The organism is Fervidibacillus halotolerans (assembly GCF_026547205.1).
In the GTDB taxonomy this organism is placed as follows: domain Bacteria; phylum Bacillota; class Bacilli; order Bacillales; family Caldibacillaceae; genus Fervidibacillus; species Fervidibacillus halotolerans.
This window is the reverse complement of the sequence record NZ_CP106877.1, coordinates 2392673-2415619: the sequence shown is the minus strand read 5'-3', so window position 1 is coordinate 2415619 and position 22947 is coordinate 2392673. Positions and strand designations below refer to the sequence as shown.

Sequence of the window (22947 nt, the reverse complement as noted above, 5' to 3'; positions counted from 1 at the left end):
ACAGGGGAATAAATCGCCTCTGTCCCATTTTTATTAATGCTTTTTTTGGTCGAGCTGTTTAGTATGGCCCGCTTTCCTTTGATTTCGAATTTTTTCCTGAAAACTACTGAGCAAAGTTGGACCAGTTAATCCCTTTTCAATTAACGATTCCAAGAGCTGTTCAGCGAAACTGAAGGGTGGTTTACTTAATTGACCTTCGAGCAAAATGCTATAAAAGGAGTCGATCTTTTTTTGCGAAACGAGTTTCATCGTAAAAAAGGCTGGATTGTTCTCCTGTTTCGTAATGATCACTTGTACGGGGATTTCATCGTCCATCGTAAATTCATCGAAACGATTTGCATATTTTTCCTCAATAAACAGTTCGATTAACCATGTGTTTTTTTCATTTTCTTTATTAATTATTAATCCATCAGTCAAAGGGATATGTACGACTTTTTTTTCCTTATTTTCCATTTGAAACTCGATTAGTTTAAATGTTTTCATGTCCTTCTCTCCCCATCTTCTCTTCCATTTACATATTCTCCAAATCAAGCAAAATATCCTTTCATTTTTCTTCTCTAAGTTATAAAAAAAAATGAATGTTATGCTAAATTTCATCTTTGTTCGTGTGAAAAATCGTTTTTCCCCCAATTTGAACAAATTTAGATAAAAAGGAGCAATAAATAACCGGAAAAATCAAAAAATGCTGATTTTACGGATCAATACCTTTTATTTTATGATAATAATACCATCTTCAGAAAGGAGGGAAGGGAGTGATTAATCAAGTTACATTAGTAGGAAGGCTTGTCCGTGATCCAGAATTAAAAATTACCCAAGAGGGAACAGCGGTGACGAATGTGACGCTAGCTGTCAATCGGAATTATAAAAATAGCCAAGGAATGATCGACACCGATTTCATCCAATGTACCCTTTGGAAAAGGGCGGCGGAAAACACCGTCCAATATTGTCGGAAGGGAAGCGTCATTGGGATCGTTGGTAGAATTCAAACGAGAAATTATACGAATAGTGAAGGGCGGAAAGTTTATGTGACGGAAGTGATTGCCGATTCGGTTCGCTTCCTCGATAGCAAACCGGTAGAAGAGAGGGAAATCGCCACATAAAGAGAACCGGGTTGAACAATCCCGTTTTCAATCCATTTGTTCGTTCCTGCTTTGAAGGAGGTGAATGAGTGGAAAAGATCGATGAACAAGCTGTAAAAAGAGATGAATTACTTCGTATGTTAATTAAAATCGTCGGTAAAACAAACGAAAAAATGGCAAATTTGGAGGTGAAAGTAAAAAAATTAGAAAAGGAATGGATGCGTCGTCAAACGAATTAGCTCATAATTTATTGAAAAAATGGAATGATTAGGCAAAGGGAGCAAAAAGGCACTGTTCAATGATAGTAAGTTTTGGAAACCGGATGGGTGAAGGAAAAAGACCGTGTTTAAGGAAACTTACGAAAAAAACAGGGGATATGACATTGATCAACATTCGATTAAAAGATACGAAAAATTTAACTAGTAAAGGGGGTGATCAACCAACTTTAGACGAAGCCGATTTATGGGGATAGAAAGCAACCATTTGGGAAGTAAAACATAGCACAATGGAAAAGGGATTGAACAAAACGGAATGGTAAAACCTTGGGAAGGGGATTTAAAAGAAGCGCAAGGAATGAGTTGAGGACGTCCCCGTTATGGGGACGGTTCCCAAAATAGATCAGAAAAGTCTCCAACCGATTCCTCTACTTTCTTTTAGCCGACGGACCGAGTCGGTTTTTTTATTTTTCCAACCGTAATAAATCGTATAATTCGTCATTTTTCATATCCGTGATCCACTTGTCGCTTTGAATGATTTCATCGTTTAACGCTTGTTTTTTCTCCAGCATTTGATCAATTTTTTCTTCTAAGGTGCCTGTCGTAATCATTTTATGAACGTGGACAAATTTTTTCTGTCCAATTCGATAGGCCCGATCTGTCGCTTGATTTTCCACAGCTGGATTCCACCACCGATCATAATGGATCACATGATTGGCAGCTGTTAAATTTAACCCCGTTCCCCCGGCTTTTAAAGATAGCAGGAGAAAGGGATACTCTCCCTTTTGAAAAGCGCTAATGAGTTCATCCCGCTTCTGTTTTGGCATACTACCGTTTAAAAAGGGAACGGCGATTTTGTATTTTTGTTCAAGGATCCTTTGAATCATCTGTCCCATACCGATATATTGGGTAAAGATCAATCCCCGTTCCCCTTGGTCTAGAATCGTATCTGCAAGCTCGACTAGTTTTTCCAGCTTCGTTGAGCGATGGATAATCTCTTCCAGTTTCAAGTCTTCCGTTTGTTTTAAATATAGAGCCGGGTGATTACATAACTGTTTCAATTTTCCAAGGAGGCGTAAAACGAGCCCTTTTCGTTCGAATTCAGTTAGTTGATTCAACTGTTCGAAGGTATCCTTTACGAGCTGTTCATATAGGGCAGCCTGTTCGACCGTTAACGGGCAATATTCCTTTTGTTCCAATTTATCCGGTAAATTTAATTCGACTTCTTGATCTCGCTTCGTTCGTCTCAAGAGAAATGGACGGATTAATCTTCTCAGTTCTTCAATTTTCCGTTGATCATGATCCCGCTCGATTGGTAAAATATATTGTTTTTGAAATTGGGATAAGCTTCCTAAGTATCCTTTATTGATAAAATCAAAAATCGACCAAAGTTCCGACAATCGGTTTTCCATCGGTGTGCCAGTTAAAGCAATATGATGGTCGCCTTGTAATTTTCGAATAGCTCGGGACTGTTTTGTTTCTGCATTTTTAATATTTTGTGCCTCATCTAAGACGATCGTACCCCAGTGGATATCCGTCAGTTCCTCAAAATCAAGATGGGCTAATCCGTAAGTCGTTAAAACAACATCGACGTTTGATTGGAAAGATTTGTCCACGGACAGATGAGAGGTTTCGGTGTCTTCAACCATTAGCTCGGTACCAATCAATGGATTTTGCTCGTGATCCTTCAAATGATTCCTATCTATTTCTCCCTTCTTGACGAATGTCGAATCATCGAAAACATGGACGGGATTTCGTTCGTCGAGAGATTCTTTCCCATTGAACGCGCTTGAAAGCTGTTGTTTGAATGCTTTTCCTTTCAACCGATTTGGTCCGTAGTGGAGATAAATCTTTAACTTTGGAGCGAATCGTTCCAATTCCCGCTGCCAATTCCCTAATACGGAGGTCGGACAAATAATGAGCGTCGGTTTTGTCTCCGGTTCCCGTTCTTTGACGAGCAAAAGATATGCAATAAACTGAATCGTTTTTCCAAGTCCCATATCATCGGCAAGACAGGCTCCAAATCGATGTTGGCGTAAAAAATATAACCAACTCATTCCCTTTTCTTGATACGGTCGAAGGATTCCGCAAAAATCTTTCGGCACAGGATAGCTTGGGATTTCGGTCATCGACGATATGTTTTGAATAAATGTACGTAATTTTGGCTGGAGTTCAAATTGAATTTTCATTACATCCTCTTCCATGGATGTTTCGCCAACCGATTCCTCCTTTTCTCCTTCTCCATAAAGTAGCTCCTGTTGGATTAAATCTTGAAGGCGTATACCGGTTCGTTCCGCTTGATCCATCATTTTTTGCACTTTTTTAATAAAGGCAGGATCCAATTTCATCCATCGTCCATTCATTTGGATAAGTTTCCGCTTTTCATTCACGAGACGACGGAATTGTTCTTCAGAAAGGTCGACACCGTTCATCGCTAAGCGCCATTCGAAATTCATCAACGTATCCATTCCGATCAATGCAGGGCCCTTTACGGAAGATTTGACCCGTGCTTTTAAAGAAGGAGTCGCCTTTTTTAATGCTTCCCACCAAGCGGGAAGAAAAATATCGATATCGAGTTGGAGCAAGATTTCACTCGTGTTCGTTAAAAACTCCCACGCTTCATCTTCGGTTAATTCCGCTTTTAATACCGGTTTTTTGTCGGAAATTTCATCGTTTTGTTCCTTTTTTAACCAAGGAAATAGCTCGCCGATCCGTGAGATTTCCTCGTCCACCTCTTGAAAAAATGCCTTCCATGTTTTTGATATGCGTCTCCCTTTCAACGGATGGGAATATGAAAGCATACGATCCCGATTTTTCTTGTCGGTTAAGACGACTTCTAGTTTCCACCATTCGCCTTCTTCATGGGGCTCTTCCAATCGAAGACCGATGGAAAAGGGTTTCTCGTCTTCGGTTAAGCCAATCCATTGAAGAAACCGTTTCCCGTCGAAAAAGGTTTGTAGGGGCAATTGGGCAAAAGATGGATGATTCAACAACTGCTTCCTTTGAAGAGCCATTTCGTATTTTTTTCCGTGTCCTTTTAAATAACGATCGATCCCATGTTGAAAAAGGAAGGTAACAAATGTTCTCATCCTTTTTGGCACGTTTTCGTTCCCATGAGAGGATAGCCAAAAGTCGGAAATATCCTCGTCCCAAAAGGAAGGAACGAACTCATCCCAAACATCATCTGGGATTTTAAAAGTGACCGAAAGCCCTTCTTCGTGGGAAGCAAATTCAATATTCCATTGTTTTTGAATTATTTTTTCATAAATCAACGGAGCAATGCTTAACATCGTTTGGGAGCACTCGTCAAATTCCCATTGGACAAAGCTGTTGAACGGTTCGGTTGCAAAAAGTGATAGTCCTTGAAAACAATCGAGAATTACCCCATCAAAGATCATTTTTCCCGTTTGCTTCAAAGATTTTGTATCTGCCTTTTCCACCATATTTCCAAAATAACTTTCCTTATGCCATTGGAAAAAGAGAGGTACCCATTCATCGTTGGAAACAGCGTACCCGTCTTTTGTCGCATATAAGAAAAAGTCTCCATTTGGAAGGACTGAACAGTGGATTTCCAATTGTTTTAATTTATTCATCGATTAACTTTCCCCTCCGACATTCTTCCTGAAAGGCACGAAGCCGTTTTGTCTCTTCCAAAATCGTTGAGAAATAATAGTTCCAACGTTCTTCTTCTTTTAATTTTCGATAGATCGTTCGAAGTTTCTTTAAATACCGGACCGCCTTTTTATAACTGGTTCGATTTTTTTCCGAAATCGCTATAGCAACAGCCCGGTGATAAAGGGGAAGAGCACTTTCCGGGTCTTGCCGCTGAATATCCTTCAATACTTCTCGACCGATTGCGTCGATTGTAATATTAGCATATAAAAACAGTTCAACGAGTTTCCTATATTCATTCCGACTGAGTAAAAAGGAAGACAAAGGTTTTGCACTAAAGGGAAGCGATTGAATCAAAATCGTTTCCATCAGGTGAGATTGGTTCGTCTTTTCCACATAATCGGAAAAATAAATAAATATTTGATCGACAACATTTTGTTTTTCAAAAAAGCCGAGGGATTCGAAATAGCCTTTGAAATGGGTGATGAAAAAAGGTGCGATCACATCGAATCCCGCCCAATTTTTCTGTTGTTGGAAATGCTCCAAATATAGGAATACGACAGGAAATTGTTCGACGGCACAAGATTCTAGCGCATCTAGCGCCTTTTTCATATCCCCTTGGAAAAACGATTGAAACGAGTAAGCCACATGCCAAAGGGAATCCGGGTTACTTTTTTTGACCGTTTCTTCGGCAAAGGCCAGTTCCCGTTTTCTTAGTGTCTTTCTCGTAAATACAAAGTTCCAAATCTTCCAATAAGCGGTTAACATTTCATTGGAAAAAGGTTCTTCTAAAAATAGAAGCTCCCGCAAGTCCTCAACTAATTTTTCATAAATGAAATCGAAGGAAAAGGGGGCAGGTTTCGGTAACTCATTAATGGCTTGATCCATTTGTGCAAGAATCGTATGAACCAATTGTTTCGATTCCCATATTCGCTGTTGGCGCTGGTTGAATTCGACCAACCGATAAAGAACATGGATATTGACAACTAAATGATAAAGGGGCGTTAATTCCCATTGATAATATCCTTTATCATTGAGTGAGTTCGTTATTTTCGAATAGAGATAAAACAAATTGAATGAATCGGGACGGTTTTTTACCGCATGGTGGAAGGTTTGCTCCACAAGATCCACTCCATGTTGATAGACGGAAAGAACTTTTTCTTGTTCCGCAGTTAACTGATTTTTCTCTTCTAGCATGTTGAGCATCCCTTTGTTCATTTCTTGATCCTCCTTACCGTCCAAAGGAAATGTCCTTTTCCAACGATTAATCCATTGGTGAACAGATTGATTTTTTCCGTACAGTTGAAAAAATACCGCTATTTGATGTTTACAAGGAAAGGGGGCAGGACAAGTACATTCGCTGTCATAAATGGACTGGAGATTCACCCGTACTTGAACGGGAACGACATCTTGTACATCTGCCAAAAGTCCGTTACCACTCCTACGTATCGAACGGACCATTCCTTGCATGTATATTAAGTGCCCTTTTTCGATAATGTCCATATGTTTCGGGTGATGGGGATGAAGCCATCGGGACATTTCGGCATCCATTTTTTTAACGAGGTGTTGGACGAGCATTTGGAACCTCCTTATGAAAAACACCCACTGAAAAGGAAACAGATCATGACAAGGGTGTAAAATTGATAGGTATCGAGCGATCGTATTGAACAAAGATATGAATTCCAGATGGTTCATTTACGAAATTTCACGAATCTATAATGGAATTGAATTTGTGGATCGATCTAAAGGTATGTATCATTGAATCGAATAATGATGTCCATATAAAGAATAGTTGGAAATCGTTTCAGGTTTTCATTTCGTCATCCCCATCCAACTTTGTTACGAATGTCAGTGATATTTGAAAGGTTAGGGATTGTACCGAAATGTACCCATCTTTTTATTATATCAAATTAGGAACGGATTTTTATCACCGTTCGTTGATGGAAAAAATAACAAAAAAGAAAAGGCCGAAAAACATACGTTTCCGACCTTTTTTATTTACAAAAAATCATCCTATTTGGCGGAACTACCAATCGTTGCATAGTTATGTGAAGGAATATTCAATCCCTCAAGTAAACGGGATTTCGTGAATCAATCGAAGGATCCGATCATCCTTTTTCGAATCATGACACACACACTAAGCCAAAACCCACCAACAAAGTATCCGGCGAGAATATCCGTTGGGAAATGGACACCTAAGTACACACGACTAAATCCAACGAAGACGAGGAAAATTCCAGTTAGTATGAGGATCACCGTTTTCCAACTACCCTTTTGTACAGTTAAGAGGAGTAAGTATACGAGAAATCCGTAAAAAGCTAAGGAAATCGTTGTCGTACTACTCGGAAAGGAATAACCATCCGCTTCTACTAAATGAACGACATCCGGCCGCGTTCTTGTAAACAGTACTTTTAACAAGCTATTAATTCCCCATGCACCTAGGACACTGATGAAAATCAGGAATAAATCCATCCAATTTCGTTTGAACGCGAAATAAATCGAAAACAATAGGGCAATTACGGCAAAGATTACGGTTGAACCGGCTTTGGTGATCACTTGGAAAAAGGTCGTCCATTGATCTTCCCGCCAATCAGTAATGGTATTCATCATGTTCGAATCGAATTGTTGAACAGTTGCAAACTGAATGCCAATGGCCATGCCGAGAAAAAGTAGAACAAATAGGACACTCGTGATCATCGTTTGTTTCATACTTACCCTTAAATAACCTCCCTCTATAAATGTTGATGTATCAACGGTTAAACCGCTGTTCCGGGTATCAAAAAAGTTATTTTTGGACTGCTTTTGATCCCTTGGTTATTGTTGAAATATTCACATTATTATAGGGTACGCGTTGCGAAACTACTGGAAATTGATGGTAGTTTTAAATCTTCCTTTTATCGATTCATGAACCGTGAATATTTGTTTATTTTTTCTCTGCTGATTGAAGCAAGATGGAAATAACGAAACCGATGATAAGCGTTCCCCCACTTAATAATCGTTCCATTCCCCCGTTTGGAATACCGGGGAAAACGACAAATATAGATCCGACAATTAGCCCGATGATCAGGGCATACATCATAAAGGGATATCGAGTTAGAAAATAACGAATGGCTTTACTGCTTACAACGAAACCGACAACGATACCTGAACCGGTTACGATGATAAGCGGCACATCCAAATTCGACAGGGCATTGATCACCGTAGGATATGCACCGACGATTAATAATACCATTGATCCGCTAATTCCGGGGAGTAACATCGCCATGCTGGCAAGCCAACCGGAAAAAAATAGGCCGAAAAGTACGAGGGGGGTGATGTTTGTCATCGGATCTCCCGCTTTGTCTGGTAGAAAAAACGAAAGGGAGCCGACGAAGATTGCACCGATAAGAAAAACGACGTAATGTTTTACAGAAAAATTATGAAACGCATCGACTTCTTTTACTAAATACGGAATAATTCCGAAAATCAATCCGAGAAAGAAAAACATCGTTTCTTCGTAATGGTGTGCCAATAACCAGTCGATCAAGCGACTCAATGAAAAGATCGCCAATAACATTCCCGTTGCAAGGGGAATAAGGAAGTTTAAGTGACGCTTCCAATCTTTACTAAAAAACCCGCTAATTGCTCCGAGAAACTGATCGTAAATACCGAGCATAACCGCAACTGTTCCACCGCTTACTCCAGGGATTAAATCACTCGTTCCCATTAAAAATCCCCGATATATATTTTTCCATTCCATCAATTATGACTTCCTCCAGTCGTCAATTTCACTTCTCTCCTAAACTGTACTTGGAAATGTTGGAAACGTCAATTCACAGATTAACCAGATTGCTCAATTTTTGAAAAATAATTCGAGTTTCCTAAGTCGGAAGTTCCTGTTTTTTTCATTCATACAAAGACCAATTTGGACTAATCTTTTTCGAATTCAAGTAAAAACTGTCGGAATTCAGGGAAACTGGTTTTGGATTCAGGTAAAAATCTCTGGAAATTCGGTAAATGGGTCTCGGATTCAGGATAAAAAGAATCAGAATTCGGGTAAACTGATCTCGTATTCGGGTAAAACTTCCTGGAATTCGGGCAAATCGAACGTGAATTCGGGTAAAACCTCCTGGAATTCGTGCAAAACGAGCGTGAATTCGGGGAAAGGAATCGGAATTCGGGTAAAATGATCTCGAATTCAGGTAAAAACTTCTGGAATTCGGGCAAAACGAGCGTTAATTCGGGGAAAGGGATCGGGATTCTGGGAAATTGGTTTCGAATTCATGTAAAATCTTTTGGAATTCGGGTAAATTGAACGTGAATTGGGGGAAAGGGATCGGAATTCTGGGAAATTGGTTTCGAATTCGTGTAAAAATCGTCTGAATTCGGGTAAATTGAGCGTGAATTCGGGGAAAAGGATCGGGATTCGGGTAAACAGGTCTCGAATTCGTGTAAAAATCGTTTGAATTCGGGTAAATTGAGCGTGAATTCGGGGAAAGGAATCGGAATTCGGGTAAAATGATCTCGAATTCAGGTAAAAACTTCTGGAATTCGGGCAAAACGAGCGTTAATTCGGGGAAAGGGATCGGGATTCTGGGAAATTGGTTTCGAATTCATGTAAAATCTTTTGGAATTCGGGTAAATTGAACGTGAATTGGGGGAAAGGGATCGGAATTCTGGGAAATTGGTTTCGAATTCGTGTAAAAATCGTCTGAATTCGGGTAAATTGAGCGTGAATTCGGGGAAAAGGATCGGGATTCGGGTAAACAGGTCTCGAATTCGTGTAAAAATCGCCTGAATTCGTGCAAATCGAACGTGAATTCGGGGAAAAGGATCGGAATTCGGGTAAACTGATCTCGTATTCGGGTAAAAACTCCTGGAATTCGTGCAAATTGAACGTGAATTCGGGGAAAAGGATCGGGATTCGGGTAAACAGGTCTCGAATTCAGGTAAAAACTTCTAGAATTCGGGTAAATCGAACGTGAATTCGGGGAAAGGGATTGGGATCCGGTAAACTGATCTCGAATTCGGGTAAAATCTCCAGGAATTCGTGCAAATTGAACGTGAATTCGGGGAAAAAGGAACAGAATTCAGGTAAATTAATCTCGAATTCAGGTAAATCCCCCCGAAAATCGGGTAAATTAAACTCGTATTCAAGTAAAAACTTTCATAATCCGGGTAAATTAATCTTGAAAAAATCAGGATTCAAATAAAAATTCGAATTCGCACAAACTCATCTAAGAATTCAAACCAAAATCCCCCGAAATTCAAAGAAAAATCCTAGGAATACAAAACTATATTCCTAGGATTTAAACCATATATTCAAACGTCAAAGAAGAAAAACCGATTACATAAACTGTTCAATCAAAATCGGTGTGAGAAATGCCTCAATCAACGCGGCGATTACAAGTAACAAGACACAGACGGATAAAAACGTAATAAACGTGTTTTTCAAAAGAAGTCGCAAACGAAATTCGGAGTTGGTTAATTTTTTATACATTCCCTTTGAAATAGAAAATGCTAATGCTCCGGCCAACACTAAGGCAGGGATTTCAAATATACCATGGGGTAATATTCCTGCAAATAACATCGGTTCCAGCGCAATCCCGTTGATTTTCAAATAGGCGAACAACACGCCTATCAACGCACCGTTCAAAAAGATGATCAGAAAGGCAGGAATAAAAATTGGAATAAAACCGGACAAAAACACAAACAAGCTGGCAAGAAAATTATTTACAAACAATTTGAGTGCAATTTCCCCACTCGTAATATCCGGTTCTAACATATTTTTCTCTTCAAAAATGTCGACAACTTTCCCCATTAACTCTTCGATTACTGACCGTTCATTGAGAAGGAGAAAATACGAGGAAACACCACTGAAAATAAAAACGAGCAAAAATGTAACAAACGCCTTCCAATAATCGTTTTTAAATAACTCCCACTGTTGTTTATACACATTTTTTATCATTCGATTACCTCCTAAGAGAAAAACCTCATCTTGATTTTTTATATAAAAGATATATAATTATATAGATTAGAAATACATGTAGTTTTTTCCATTGTCAATAGTCGAGCGGACTCTCTTTATATATATTTCATCATTCTATAAAAATTTTCAATTAAATTTACAAAATATGTAACTATTTTTTTCAATCGTCGTCTATATAAATTGGAGGACGATTAGTGTTGGCAATAATTAGGGAGGAATGAAATCATATGCAATATATAAATGCCCTATTAATCAGTTTTATTCTATCAGTTCTTCTTGTTCCTCTAGTAAAACAATTAGCTATTAAAATCGGAGCCGTCGATTGCCCGAATGAAAGAAAGGTACATAAAAAAATAATGCCCCGTTTAGGTGGTCTGGCTATATATATTAGTTTTATGATTGGCATAACCTTGTTTATACATGAAGCCGAAAAAATTTTTCCAATTGTGATTGGTTCTTCGTTAATTGTTCTATTAGGAATATTGGATGATAAATATCAACTATCCGCAAAAGTAAAGTTTTTGGGTCAAATCGGAGCGGCTGTTTTAACGATTTTCGGTGGAATCCAAATGGAATATATTACTTTGTTTTCCGGTGAAATTTTGGAATTTGGATTTTTCACCATTCCATTGACTATTTTTTGGATCGTCGGCATTACGAATGCAATCAATTTAATTGACGGATTAGACGGTTTAGCAGCAGGGGTTTCATCCATTGCGTTATTAACGATTTTCGGTCTGTCAATTTCAATGGGCAATTATTTTGTCGCCTTGATTAGTATTATATTATTAGGTGGAACGTTAGGCTTTCTTATATATAATTTTCACCCTGCGAAAATTTTTATGGGGGATACAGGTTCCTTGTTCCTCGGGTATATGATTAGTGTACTATCTATTTTAGGATTTACAAAAAGTGTCACTTTCTTTTCCTTAATTATTCCGATTATTATCCTAGCGATTCCGATTATCGATACGTTATTTGCGATTGTTCGTCGAATCGTTCATAATAAACCGTTATCCGCACCCGATAAAAATCATATTCACCATAGTTTAATGAAATTAGGATATACGCATCGTCAAACGGTTCTCATTATTTATATGATGAGCGGTCTATTTAGCCTAGCTGCCGTTCTATTTACGAATTCAACGGTTTTAGGCTCAATACTCGTTCTCGTCACACTTCTAGTCCTTATCGAATTAATTGTAGAGGTAACGGGATTAATCAGCGAAAATTATCGACCACTATTAAATTTCATCAGAAGGAAATAAAGGGGGTCTGTCCCAATTATGCAAAATAGAGAGAGACTGATTGACTTTTTCAAAAGTTCTTTTTTTATTTTCACCGTTTTAATTGTTTTCAAAATCATCGTTCTTCGCTACCTTTTATTTGGTGAAATGAATATTTTAAATACAATTATATTTGAACTCGGGATTATCTTAGTTTTTATGACATTAATTGAAATGTTACCATCTATTAGTAAAACGATCGGCTACCTTTTGATTAATATTATTTTTTCCACGCTCTTTTTAGCCGTAGCGATGTACCATTCTTATTTTGGGAGAATTGTCACTTACTTTGCCCTCTTCCAATTTGGACAAGTAGGTGCTATAAGCGATAGTATTTTTGCATTAATCAAACCGGTCTATTTACTCTTTTTTATTGATGTTTTCATCATCATTCTATTTATGATCTTAAGAAAATTCCCGGTTCGTTCCGTTTCGGTCTCAAAAAAAGTAATCATCCCGGTATTTGCCCTTGCCTTTGTAGTATCCTTTCTGAATTTTTACATGAACAAAGACGAATTTTATTCCAACAATGTGGTGGAAGCAAAGGATAAAGGGGTTTTAAATTACGAATTGATTGAAATTTACCGAGGACCGGATACGGCATTAGCATCGGATCTCGATCACATTTCCAATGAAAATGTCGAAGAACTGAAAAAAGAAATTATGGAATTAAAAGGATTAGAATATATTCCACCGGAAGAACGGAACTACTTCGGTGCAGCGGAAGGAAGGAATTTGATCGTCATTCAAGTGGAATCGATGCAAAACTTTCCGATCGGTTTAAAAGTAGGCGGTCAAGAAGTAACGCCGAACATGAATCGTATAATAGAAAAGAGTTTCTATTTTTCGAGACTATTTCAACAGACAGGTCCGGGAAATACTTCTGATGCTGAATTTTTAATGAATACATCTCTGTTCCCTACTCCTTTTAATCCAACTTCCCAAACATACGGAAATAAAATTTTCCCTAGTTTGCCAAGGTTGTTGAAGGAAAAGGGTTATGCATCGATGACGTTCCATGCGGATGAAATTGAATTTTGGAATCGAATTGAATTGTATCCAGCCCTTGGGTTTGATACGTATTACGATGAAACATTTTTCGGAAAAAAAGATATTATCGGAATGGGTTCTTCGGATGAATATTTGTTTAACAAAGCGTTCGAGGTGTTAAAGGCCCATCACGTAACAGATCAAAAATTTTATGCCCATTTAGTTACATTGACGACGCACCATCCATTTACCATTCCGAGCGATCGAATTACGTTAGATTTGCCTGAAAAATTTCAAAATACACTTACAGGAAATTACCTGATTTCAATGAATTATGTTGACCGGGCAATCGGAGAACTGATCGATCGATTGAAGGAAGAAGGTATGTATGAAGAAAGCGTGATTGTCATATACGGGGATCATTTCGGTCTACAGCAAAGTGCCATTAGTGAAGAAGATACGAATTTAGTTAGTGATTTACTCGGTCACGAATACAAAACGATTGATCGGCTAAATATACCATTTATTCTCCACGTTCCGGGGGTAACGGAACCTGGTCAAACGTTTGATAAAGTTAGCGGACAAATGGATATGATGCCGACTGTTGCCAACTTATTAGGAATTACATTGGATGATCAAATTATTTTCGGACAAGACTTATTAAACTCGGATCAAAATCTTCTTGGTGTTCGTTATTATTTACCTATTGGGTCATTTTTTAACGATGAAATTTTGTTTATTCCTGAAAAAGGTTTTGAAGATGGAACAGCCTATGATATTCATACAGAAGAAGTCATTGAGGATTTTGAAAAATATAAAGAGGACTACGATCGGGTGTTGAAGTTAGAAGCAATTTCCGATGAATATATGAAAAACTTACCTGAAAGATAAAAAGGGGGTCAGTCCCTCACCACGTAGTGAGGGACAGTCCCCTCCATTTTTTCACCTTATTTTTCAACTGATCTTCGATAAATGCTTTATTAGTTAACGCATGAATGGAAGCTTTCAATAATGAATCCCGGTTCCAGTCCCCCTGTTCCACGTGCCCGATGACCGGTTGTTCCGCACTCGAAGCAAAAGCGTCGATTTTTGGGTCATAGGATAAGGCAAGAAACGGAGTATAGGTAATCGCCGCAAAAATTAACGAATGCAACCTTGCCCCAATCAATAAATCCGAAGCACCAATCAAAGCGATTTTTTCCTCAATGGTAAGATTTCCCGGTGCGATCGTACTCTTTTCCTCCATGAATTGGGCCACATCTCGAGAAGCACTCTCATCCACATTTTGATGCATCGGTACAAAAACAATCGAATATCCCCTTTTCACTAACCGGTCCAAACAAGCAGCAATTTCCCTTTTAAAGTCGAATTTGGATGGCCAATCGCGAATGGCTACCGTGACAAAGGGAGTCGAGATCGGATTGTTCTCCAACCAGCTACAGGTAAAATCTTCTGCATCCAATCCTAATACCGGATCAGGAACGACTGTTATATCCCGATTAACACCAAGATCTTTTAATAATTGATGTGAAGGTTCATCCCGCACCGTAATTTTTGTCGTACGTTGAAGAGTCGTACGGACGAGCCATTTGTTAAACTTCCTTGAAATCGGTCCAATCCCTTGGGCATAAATATATACCGGTTTTTTATAAAACATGGCAATACGCATGATTCCTGTATAATACGGAATCGAACGAAAACCGGTCTTATCTTGCAACAAACTCCCCCCACCACTAATTAAACCGTCAGATTGCCGAATCGCTCGACGAATCTCCTTCAGTTTCCAACGATTAACAGCATTAACATTATATGCTTTTTTCGTCGCTTCCGGATCGTTGGAAAGGACCGTAAGCTCGATGTGAGGGTCCCTTTTTCGTAACGTCGATATAATGGAAAATAAAATGGCTTCATCTCCAACGTTGTTAAATCCATAATATCCTGATATTACAAAGTGCATGTAAGTACACATCCTATCATTCTGAATCTGTGAATCTAAAAACTTTTTTAAGGACTACATACCTAATATTTTTTAAAACTACGTATCTCTATCGTAAACGAATGGTTGATTCATTTGCAAATGCCTTTATCAAATGAATGTTAATTCTATTATCAACAAATTTATAAAACCTAGTAGTTACTTTTCCATTTTTTCAAAGGCATGGAAACATCCCCTATGAAAATAGGTCTGCCCAACTTTGAAAACTTCCAGAAAGGGTTCAGACTTCTCATCCCTTTCCATTTTGTATAAACCGATTGTACGGCCGATTTAAGTCCAAATATAGTTACCTGAAAAGGAATAAAAACCATTACTCGTGTATACTATCACAAAAATAGATATACAAAGTAGTCCGCTTATATAAATATTCGGATAATTCTACTTTGGCAAAGGGACGCGCTAGTGGTAGACTCAGATCATCAAACAAAATGATACTTATTATCGTAATCAAGGGCGAAAGGGTCACTTCATTCATTTTATCATGATTTTGGTAAAAGATGAACAGCAATTGGATTTCCCGATAGAATCGAAAAAGTCGGCATATTTTTTTAAAAAAACGAAGATAAAAGAAAAACAATGCAGCTCACATAACCGACTAGGGACCATACTTTTCAATGCAGCTTCAAATAATGGAAAATAGAATCCGTATTGGACGAATCGTTACAGTAGAAAATCCGAAAGTCAATTGAATCCTATTAAAAATTGGCCCCTATAACAACTTTTCACGGTTCATAAAGGAAGAACAGAATCCGGGTCCGACCGATGGAACCTCTTTAGCAATATGAGAGGAAAAAGGTGCTAACATCACCAATGATAAATTGATCATCCATCTTTACGAAGAAATCGACTCCCTTTTTTATAATGATTAGCAACAAAAAAGGGCAGGCCCATTTGAGCTTTGAGCCAACCCTCGTAAAAACAAGATAAAAGGGAAAAACACAGCCATTATATTATGAAACGTTCGCTTTATGGAAAGACCTTTTCACCCATTTAGTCACGATTTCGTAAAAGAAAATAAGCAAAAGTCCGATTCCAAAGCCGATTAACGCACTATACAATGTACGTAACATTGAAACCCATAAAGGAATATGCAAATGGGTAAAAGTATTGACGATGGATAAAAACCCAATCGTTCCAAAGATTATGAGGATTTTTCCCCACAGGATGTTCCGTTTAAAAATGTGTAAAGCAAAAACAAACAATGGGAACCCGATTAAAAACTCCTTCGTTCGCGGTCTTACGTACAGCATATCTTCTAGCGTATTTCGGAAAAGTAATTCCCATTCGCTAACCGTCCCACTATTTCCAGAACGGAGCAGATAATATGTTCCTCCACCGACAATTAATGCGATTAACAGCAAATGCCAAAATCGAACTTCTAATTGTAAAATTTGAATTCCATGTTTTTTCCAAAGCTGGACAAAATCGTTCCAAAAGACATGGAGTGCTACAAGGGCGATTGGACCGATATACACTAGTTTCACTCCACGGAACAGTTCAAAACCTGAGACGAATCCGTTTCCGTTTAACAACCCGACGATGATGATAATGCCTATTACACTAATTCCCAAGGCTTGAAGATATTTTCCTGTTAAATTCAGTTGATTCCATTTCTCCTCTTCTAAGACAGAAACGACCGCAAAAGTAGGAGTTATGATTGCAATCGCTAAGGCAAATAATTGAATAAATAAAAGTCGATCGAGTAGGAAGAACATGAATGCCAATAAGGACATTCCGGCTACTGCGACAAGGGGAACGTACGGAATACGAACGAGACTGGACGCTAAGTACGTAAACAATATTCCCGCAGCAAAAACGAAAAGGACATTCCAACTGGTCACAGGAATCTTTTCAAAGGGTGCAGGAATTCCGAGCGTTAAGTTTTCTGGTGCTTGGTCTCGAACCCCTTGAAGAAACTCGATGGCACCCGCTAGCCCTTTTTCTGGATCATTCGTATCAACATGGAAAAAGATCGATCGGATATTTCGCTCCTTTATTGCTCGAACCGCCTGATCAATCAATTCCTCGATCGTTTTACTCCCGGCTAAATCTAAACTATGCAATCGAACGGTATCGTAACCGGTTGTTCTCGCCATCGTCAGCAACCCTTTTAAGTTGTTAAATTCAATCGAGTACAAATGATATCCTGCTTCTTGTAACTGGATGCCGTAAGAGACCATTTCTTCTGTTATAGGATATCCGAGAGCTTCCATGCCTGAAAACAATATACCGTTCGTTTTATCATCTTTTAATTCGAGCATTTTTTCTAACATTTGCCCATTATTAGTCGGATTTTCATTTTTCCCACGTAAAATAATGTGAAGACCGTAGGATTTTACTTTTTCAATCGCTTCCTCGTTATACCCGAGAATTAATGTTAACGGTACGAGATCATCATTTTTCGGTAAAAAATAGAAAGGTATATCTCCGATCGTTACCGTCTCTGGATTGAAGGTATGTTCAATCATTGATTGATGAACGGGTGATTCAGGAATCGTTACGTACAATCCTTTTTCCATTAACGGGAGGTTCGTTCGGTAATCGGTAAATAAAAGGGCTTCTTTCAATTCCACTTCATCAAAAATTTGTATAACCTTCTGTTTTTCTAATTCCGACAATGTCACAGGATTAAAACTTACCGTCGTCAAACCGGCATCCTTTAAAGTAGGCAGGATTCCGTCTAAAGTTAGCGTCGTTTCATCGGTTAATTCAAATAGTTCTTCAAAGGGAACAACCATTTCAAAGACGGAATTATTCGCTTCCGCTTTCCAACGGTTGATCAAGCCTCCAAAGGAAATGGCTAAGAATACTAAGATGGTCATCCACATTAACGTTTTTTTCTTCACCGTATTTCTCCCTTTCTTTTGCATTTTTTATGTATGTTTAAATGGTTACGCATCCGTTAAATGACAAATACATGACAAACGAATGAGTCGTTCAACCTAATTATACTTTGAAATGGAATTTTTGGATGGTCTCTTTTTAATTTACGGTTTTCTCCCTTTTCCCCTTTGCAGTCGATTGAACAATCGATTTGCGATCGGAAGTTCGGATACATCTGTCCGATTCAGTACTCGATAGAAAAACAATTGAAGGAAATAAATCGAGGCACCGAACCCGATGGCCAATAACGCATATCCAAGTGCTTCAATTCTCGACCAGTTTTCGATCGAAAAAAGCAATGTCGGACCGCCAATGAATACGCCCATTACAACGGAGGCAAAGACCATTTTAATCACTTGTTTATTCAAGACAGTAAAAGGAATGTATTTGTAAATAAGTACAGTGTTTATGATATACAAGAAAAGATAGACGAATAAAGTCGATAAGGCTGCACCATTTAAACCGAACCATTGGACGAACAAAATATTCAATACGGTTTTCAACCCAACACCGATTAAAATCACAATCGCCGCAACATTTGCCCGATTGATTCCTTGTAAAATGCCCGTTCCTAACAAAGTCAAAGACGTAAAGACAGAACTGAAATGAATAATAGACAGCATCGTAGTTCCTTGTAGATCGGTAAATAACCCGAGATTGAGCGGTACGCTTAACGCGAACAATCCTATCGCTGCAGGCCACGAAATCAAATGGGCAACGAAATGGGTTTTTTCAATCGCTCTTTTCGTCCCATCCAAATTATTTTCGGCCATTTGCTTTGTAATCAGTGGAATCAATGATAAAACCATTGAAGAGGAAAACACCGTTGCAATTTGGACGAGTGTGACACCGCGACTGTAAATTCCATACAAGGAATGAATCTCCCCGGAGGTGACACCTGCCTGTTTTAAACCGTATGGAATCGTAAAAGAATCGACGAAATTTAATAACGCCATCGTTAAAGACCCAATGGCAATGGGAAAAGAAACGGATAAAATAATCTTACTCCAACGTTTAAAAATGGAAAAGGAGTATTCGTTTTTTTTCGCCTTTACAGGTGAACGCCAATATTTGACTTTCAAATAGAAAAGGGAGGCTAATGCACCGAATATGGAACCGACCATCACGCCCCCTGCTACAATCGAACTTTCCTGACCCATCTCCACTAAAAGGTAAGCAAAGATTAAAATTAGACAAACCCGAATGAACTGTTCAATGACTTGGGAAATCCCTGTTGGTCGCATATCTTCAAAGCCTTGGAAATATCCTCTGTACACAGCCATATACGGGGCAACGAGCAAGGTGGATGCGACGATCAGAAGGGAAAGTCGCGTATCCTGTCCCCCTAAAGCATCTGCAATTGAATTTGAGAAAAGAAAAATGAGTGTAAAACTCGTTACACCAAAAAGAAGAGCAAGGATTCCTGCCGTTCGATAAATGGGATAAATATGTTCTGCATTTTTTACTCGGGCTTCCGAAATAAGTTTAGAAATGGCGGTAGGAATTCCTGCGACGGATAAAATGAGTGCGACCATATATACAGGATACACTAAACTGAAAATGCCGAGTACTTCATCCCCGGCGATATTTTGAAGAGGAATACGGAAAATCGAACCGAGCACTTTCGATGTTAATGTAGCGATGGTTAAAATAATCGTTCCTTTTAAAAACGTGGATTTATTCATGGCGGGATCCTTTCATTTTCTCAACGATAACTTCCAAGGCGAAACGGGGTAATGCTAACATCCGTCTCCACCGGCTCGGCTGTTGAATCAAACGATATAACCATTCCAAATTCAATTTTTGCCAAATCTCCGGTGCTCGTTTTACCGTACCGGCAATCGCATCGAAACTACCGCCAACGCCCATCATTACACCGCTTTCCACCCGGTGGATATTTTCCGCGATCCATTGTTCTTGTTTTGGCACACCTAATGCCACGAATGTAATATCCGGCTTCGCGTCGATCACTTGGTCGATGATATCGTTTTGTTTCCAATCAAAATATCCGTTACGGGCACCAACAATTTGGATACCGGGATAATTCGTTTTAATTTTTTCTACAACCTTATCCAACGTTTCTTGTTTTGCTCCTAACAAAAAGATTTTATATCGTTTTTCGTTGGCAACTTGTAAAAGTCCCATCATCGTATCAAAACCGGTTACCCGACCAGGGAGCGGATCTTTCAATAATTTTGCTGCTTTCACAATGCCAATTCCATCAGCGGTAATATACGTGGCCTGTAAAATGGTGTTTTTAAAATCCGCATCTTCCTTCGCCTTCATGACGATTTCAGGATTGGCTGTGACAACAAAGGTCCTCTTTTTTTGTTGAATTCGCTCATCTAACAATTGGATAAAGGAGGACTGATCGGTATAAAAGAAGGGAATGCCCATTATATTTACGCATTTCATGTATGTATCAAACTCCTTTAAAAAAGGGGGACAGTCCCCCTTTATTTTACAAATTCCCCATATATCCAAGCATAATCCCATTTTTCATTAATTTTGTAATGAATTTTATACCATTTTTTCGTACCATCCATCACAAATTTGCCGTTTTCATCGATGACACCGTAGACGATATCGTTATTTTTCAATCTCCCTACGATTGTCGCATTCGTAGTCGGATCCTTTCGTACGTTTAAATAACCGCTATCCAATTGAATTTGTAATGCATTTTTGATGTTAAAATATTCCCTGTCCCCGGACACCCAACCAACTTTTCCATCTACGGAAACTTTATACCAACCACCATTTTCCCCGAGAATAGAAACGGTCGTTCCCTTTTTCAACGTCTCCATCACAGTTCCCCACGGATACGTACGGAATTTCAAATTCACTTTCGTTTCACCGATCAACCCGTCGGGGACTTCAAATACAGCATATCGGTCTTCAGGAGCTGGGAGTGGCGACGATGCCGGTTGATTGATATATTTAGGAACATCGAAATATAGTATAGCTTTATCGACTAAGTCGTATGTAGAAAACAGTTCATACAACTCCCGTGCTTGACTAGTTGCCCACTCGACATGGGTCGCATATTGATGCACAGTTGGATTTTCCGGATTCCAACGCATTTTATACAACGTATCTTGCCCGTATTTCGTAATGTAGCTATTGGCAATTATTTCTGCTCCCCCGATGATCGCTTCCCGCGGGCTAAACCATTTTTGTTCGAAGGCGTACTTCGCTCCACCTTGTAAAGGATCGCTATCGACCGCACCGTATCCATACATATTATATACGATGTGTGTTGCTTCCTCTTCTTCGACGATCTCACCTTCGTCATTTACAGGAACGCCTTTCGCTAAATCGGATGTTCCTTTTCCTGTTTCATGCAATGCATGGACGATTAAGTAAATCGGGTTTACTTGGAAACGCTCAGCTGCTTCGAGGAAATATTCCGCCGTCCCTTTCAACGGATTTCCTTCCGATTGGGGTAAAATATCCGCATTAATCATGTCCCCATCGAACCCGTCCGTATAAGAAAGTTTTAAAAATTGGAAAAACTCCGGATCATCTTCAGAAAAATTTTCCGGATTTAAGTAATATGCGACGAGTTCCTCCGTTGCTGTAAATAGTCCTGTCCCGTCCACTTTCGGGTTATTGTCCGCTTGCATGGACAAAACCGTTTGGAAATCATACGGGTATTGGGTTACATTCACCACTCTTTTCGGTGAGTCATCCACTTCACCTATTGCACGTAAAAAGCGAGTAAGGACAGCTGCTACTTCTCCGCGAGTGGCAGGGTCGTTCGGTGCGAAAAAGAGCTCATCGTTAATTAGTTTTCCATTCATTAAACCGAAATTGACAACTGTTTGGACTGCTGATTTTGCCCAATCAGCAATTTCTTTTTCATCGGCAAAGGTAAGTTCGATATTTCCGGGTGAAGCTTCTTTGTACTGAATTACCCGATCCATAATAACGGCCATCTGTTGACGGCTTATTTTATAATCGGGATGAAATTGACCATTTTCATAGCCCTTGACAAGACCGTACTTTTCCGCAGTTGCCACTTCAACACGGAACCAATCATCCTTCTTGATGTCCGTAAAGCTAGGAAACTCATCAGTTTCGGGTAATTCGAGCAACCGAACAACCAGGGCAGTAAACTGTGCACGAGTAATTGGTTCATCCGGTTTGTATGTGCCATCTCCATAACCTTTCAATATGTTCATTTCAATGAGTAGCCGCATTTCCTCTTCGAAATAATGCCCCTCGATATCACTTTCCGCATAAATATTATTTGCGAAAAAAGGCATAACGACCATCGAAGTGAAAAGGGCGAGGAAAATTTTCTTCATGTTCGTCTTTTATCACCTCCGTTCTACTATACTTCAAATTTACCAAAAATTTGTCGAAAATGATAGATTTTTCATTAGTTGATTGATTTAAAATAGAAGTTTCATGAAATGAAATTTATACCAATCAGTCCGAAGAACAGGTTTAAGTGAGGGATCTAAAAACGACGGATACTACGAGTGTGTACTAGGCTTTGAAAATAAACTATTCGGTGTCGTTTTCTTTTTTTTAACAAACATATTAAAAATCACCGCTATTTCTACCTTTTTACTTATTTTTTATCACAATTGGGTATTTTTCATAGATAAACTCAAATTGATGAGTATACGCTCAGGCTATGCAATAGATTGAGGAGTCTTCAAAGGTGAAATGGATGACATCAACTTTAACGGAGTCGACCAGTTTTGATGTGAAAAAGCTGTCATAGCTGTAAGTAATGAAGATATTTACGGTAACGAAATTAATTCTTATTCTGTTTTCTTTCAAGGCACGGTGTTACTCGCCCATCAGTAGTTACGGTAACTTACATCAGAAAATCTCTTTCCCTGGATCTATAGCAGGCTTTAGAAATGTTTATTTAAATGTTGAGGACTCTATATCAGAATTTAAAAAC

The 22947-nt window shown here is 38.8% G+C and carries 16 protein-coding genes; 5 read left to right on the top strand and 11 right to left on the bottom strand.

Annotated features, from left to right (window positions below; translation table 11 throughout):
- Nucleotides 1-33 precede the first annotated feature (33 nt).
- A complete protein-coding gene (locus tag OE105_RS11300) occupies nt 34-483 on the bottom strand; it encodes a YwpF family protein (RefSeq protein WP_275420280.1) in 450 nt (149 codons plus the stop codon).
- Between the two features lie 269 nt (nt 484-752).
- On the opposite strand from OE105_RS11300, the gene OE105_RS11295 reads away from it, so the two are divergent.
- The 3 genes from OE105_RS11295 to OE105_RS11285 all read left to right on the top strand — a co-directional run bounded on the left by OE105_RS11295 (nt 753) and on the right by OE105_RS11285 (nt 1551).
- Nucleotides 753-1100 carry a single-stranded DNA-binding protein gene (locus OE105_RS11295; RefSeq protein ID WP_275420279.1) on the top strand — a complete coding sequence of 116 codons (348 nt, stop codon included), beginning with the start codon at nt 753-755 and terminating at the stop codon, nt 1098-1100.
- Nucleotides 1101-1168: 68 nt separating this feature from the next.
- Entirely contained in the window at nt 1169-1318 is a 150-nt protein-coding gene (locus tag OE105_RS11290) for a hypothetical protein (RefSeq protein WP_275420278.1), read from the top strand.
- A gap of 59 nt (nt 1319-1377) precedes the next feature.
- On the top strand, nt 1378-1551 hold the full coding sequence (locus OE105_RS11285; RefSeq protein ID WP_275420277.1) for a hypothetical protein: 174 nt from the start codon (nt 1378-1380) through the stop codon (nt 1549-1551).
- Between the two features lie 207 nt (nt 1552-1758).
- Here OE105_RS11285 and OE105_RS11280 read toward each other — a convergent pair whose 3' ends face one another.
- The 5 genes from OE105_RS11280 to OE105_RS11260 all read right to left on the bottom strand — a co-directional run bounded on the left by OE105_RS11280 (nt 1759) and on the right by OE105_RS11260 (nt 10853).
- Nucleotides 1759-4887 (bottom strand): DEAD/DEAH box helicase, encoded by a 3129-nt coding sequence (locus OE105_RS11280; protein WP_275420276.1) that lies wholly within the window; start codon nt 4885-4887, stop codon nt 1759-1761.
- A complete protein-coding gene (locus tag OE105_RS11275; RefSeq protein ID WP_275420275.1) occupies nt 4880-6484 on the bottom strand; it encodes an SWIM zinc finger family protein in 1605 nt (534 codons plus the stop codon). The genes OE105_RS11280 and OE105_RS11275 overlap by 8 nt, the downstream gene beginning before the upstream one ends.
- Nucleotides 6485-6997: 513 nt before the next feature.
- Complete coding sequence (locus OE105_RS11270) at nt 6998-7615, bottom strand: phosphatase PAP2 family protein (RefSeq protein ID WP_275420274.1); 618 nt, start codon at nt 7613-7615, stop codon at nt 6998-7000.
- Nucleotides 7616-7829: 214 nt separating this feature from the next.
- Nucleotides 7830-8645 (bottom strand): DUF368 domain-containing protein, encoded by an 816-nt coding sequence (locus OE105_RS11265; protein WP_275422174.1) that lies wholly within the window; start codon nt 8643-8645, stop codon nt 7830-7832.
- A 1587-nt stretch (nt 8646-10232) separates the two neighbouring features.
- Nucleotides 10233-10853 carry a stage II sporulation protein M gene (locus OE105_RS11260; RefSeq protein WP_275420273.1) on the bottom strand — a complete coding sequence of 207 codons (621 nt, stop codon included), beginning with the start codon at nt 10851-10853 and terminating at the stop codon, nt 10233-10235.
- 248 nt (nt 10854-11101) lie between these two features.
- On the opposite strand from OE105_RS11260, the gene OE105_RS11255 reads away from it, so the two are divergent.
- Together OE105_RS11255 and OE105_RS11250 are read left to right on the top strand one after the other, a co-directional pair.
- The gene (locus OE105_RS11255) at nt 11102-12142 is read left to right on the top strand and encodes a glycosyltransferase family 4 protein (RefSeq protein WP_275420272.1); all 1041 of its coding nucleotides are present in this window, start codon (nt 11102-11104) and stop codon (nt 12140-12142) included.
- 18 nt (nt 12143-12160) lie between these two features.
- Nucleotides 12161-14041, top strand: a complete 1881-nt coding sequence (locus OE105_RS11250) for an LTA synthase family protein (RefSeq protein WP_275420271.1) — start codon at nt 12161-12163, stop codon at nt 14039-14041.
- 16 nt (nt 14042-14057) lie between these two features.
- Here OE105_RS11250 and csaB read toward each other — a convergent pair whose 3' ends face one another.
- The 5 genes from csaB to OE105_RS11225 form a co-directional block, all read right to left on the bottom strand.
- Complete coding sequence (gene csaB, locus OE105_RS11245) at nt 14058-15107, bottom strand: polysaccharide pyruvyl transferase CsaB (RefSeq protein WP_275420270.1); 1050 nt, start codon at nt 15105-15107, stop codon at nt 14058-14060.
- 989 nt (nt 15108-16096) lie between these two features.
- Nucleotides 16097-17992, bottom strand: a complete 1896-nt coding sequence (locus OE105_RS11240) for a DUF5693 family protein (protein WP_275420269.1) — start codon at nt 17990-17992, stop codon at nt 16097-16099.
- Between the two features lie 141 nt (nt 17993-18133).
- On the bottom strand, nt 18134-19714 hold the full coding sequence (locus OE105_RS11235) for a putative polysaccharide biosynthesis protein (RefSeq protein ID WP_275420268.1): 1581 nt from the start codon (nt 19712-19714) through the stop codon (nt 18134-18136).
- Complete coding sequence (locus OE105_RS11230; protein WP_275420266.1) at nt 19707-20444, bottom strand: WecB/TagA/CpsF family glycosyltransferase; 738 nt, start codon at nt 20442-20444, stop codon at nt 19707-19709. The genes OE105_RS11235 and OE105_RS11230 overlap by 8 nt, the downstream gene beginning before the upstream one ends.
- A 41-nt stretch (nt 20445-20485) precedes the next feature.
- A complete protein-coding gene (locus OE105_RS11225; RefSeq protein WP_275420265.1) occupies nt 20486-22336 on the bottom strand; it encodes an S-layer homology domain-containing protein in 1851 nt (616 codons plus the stop codon).
- Nucleotides 22337-22947 lie beyond the last annotated feature (611 nt).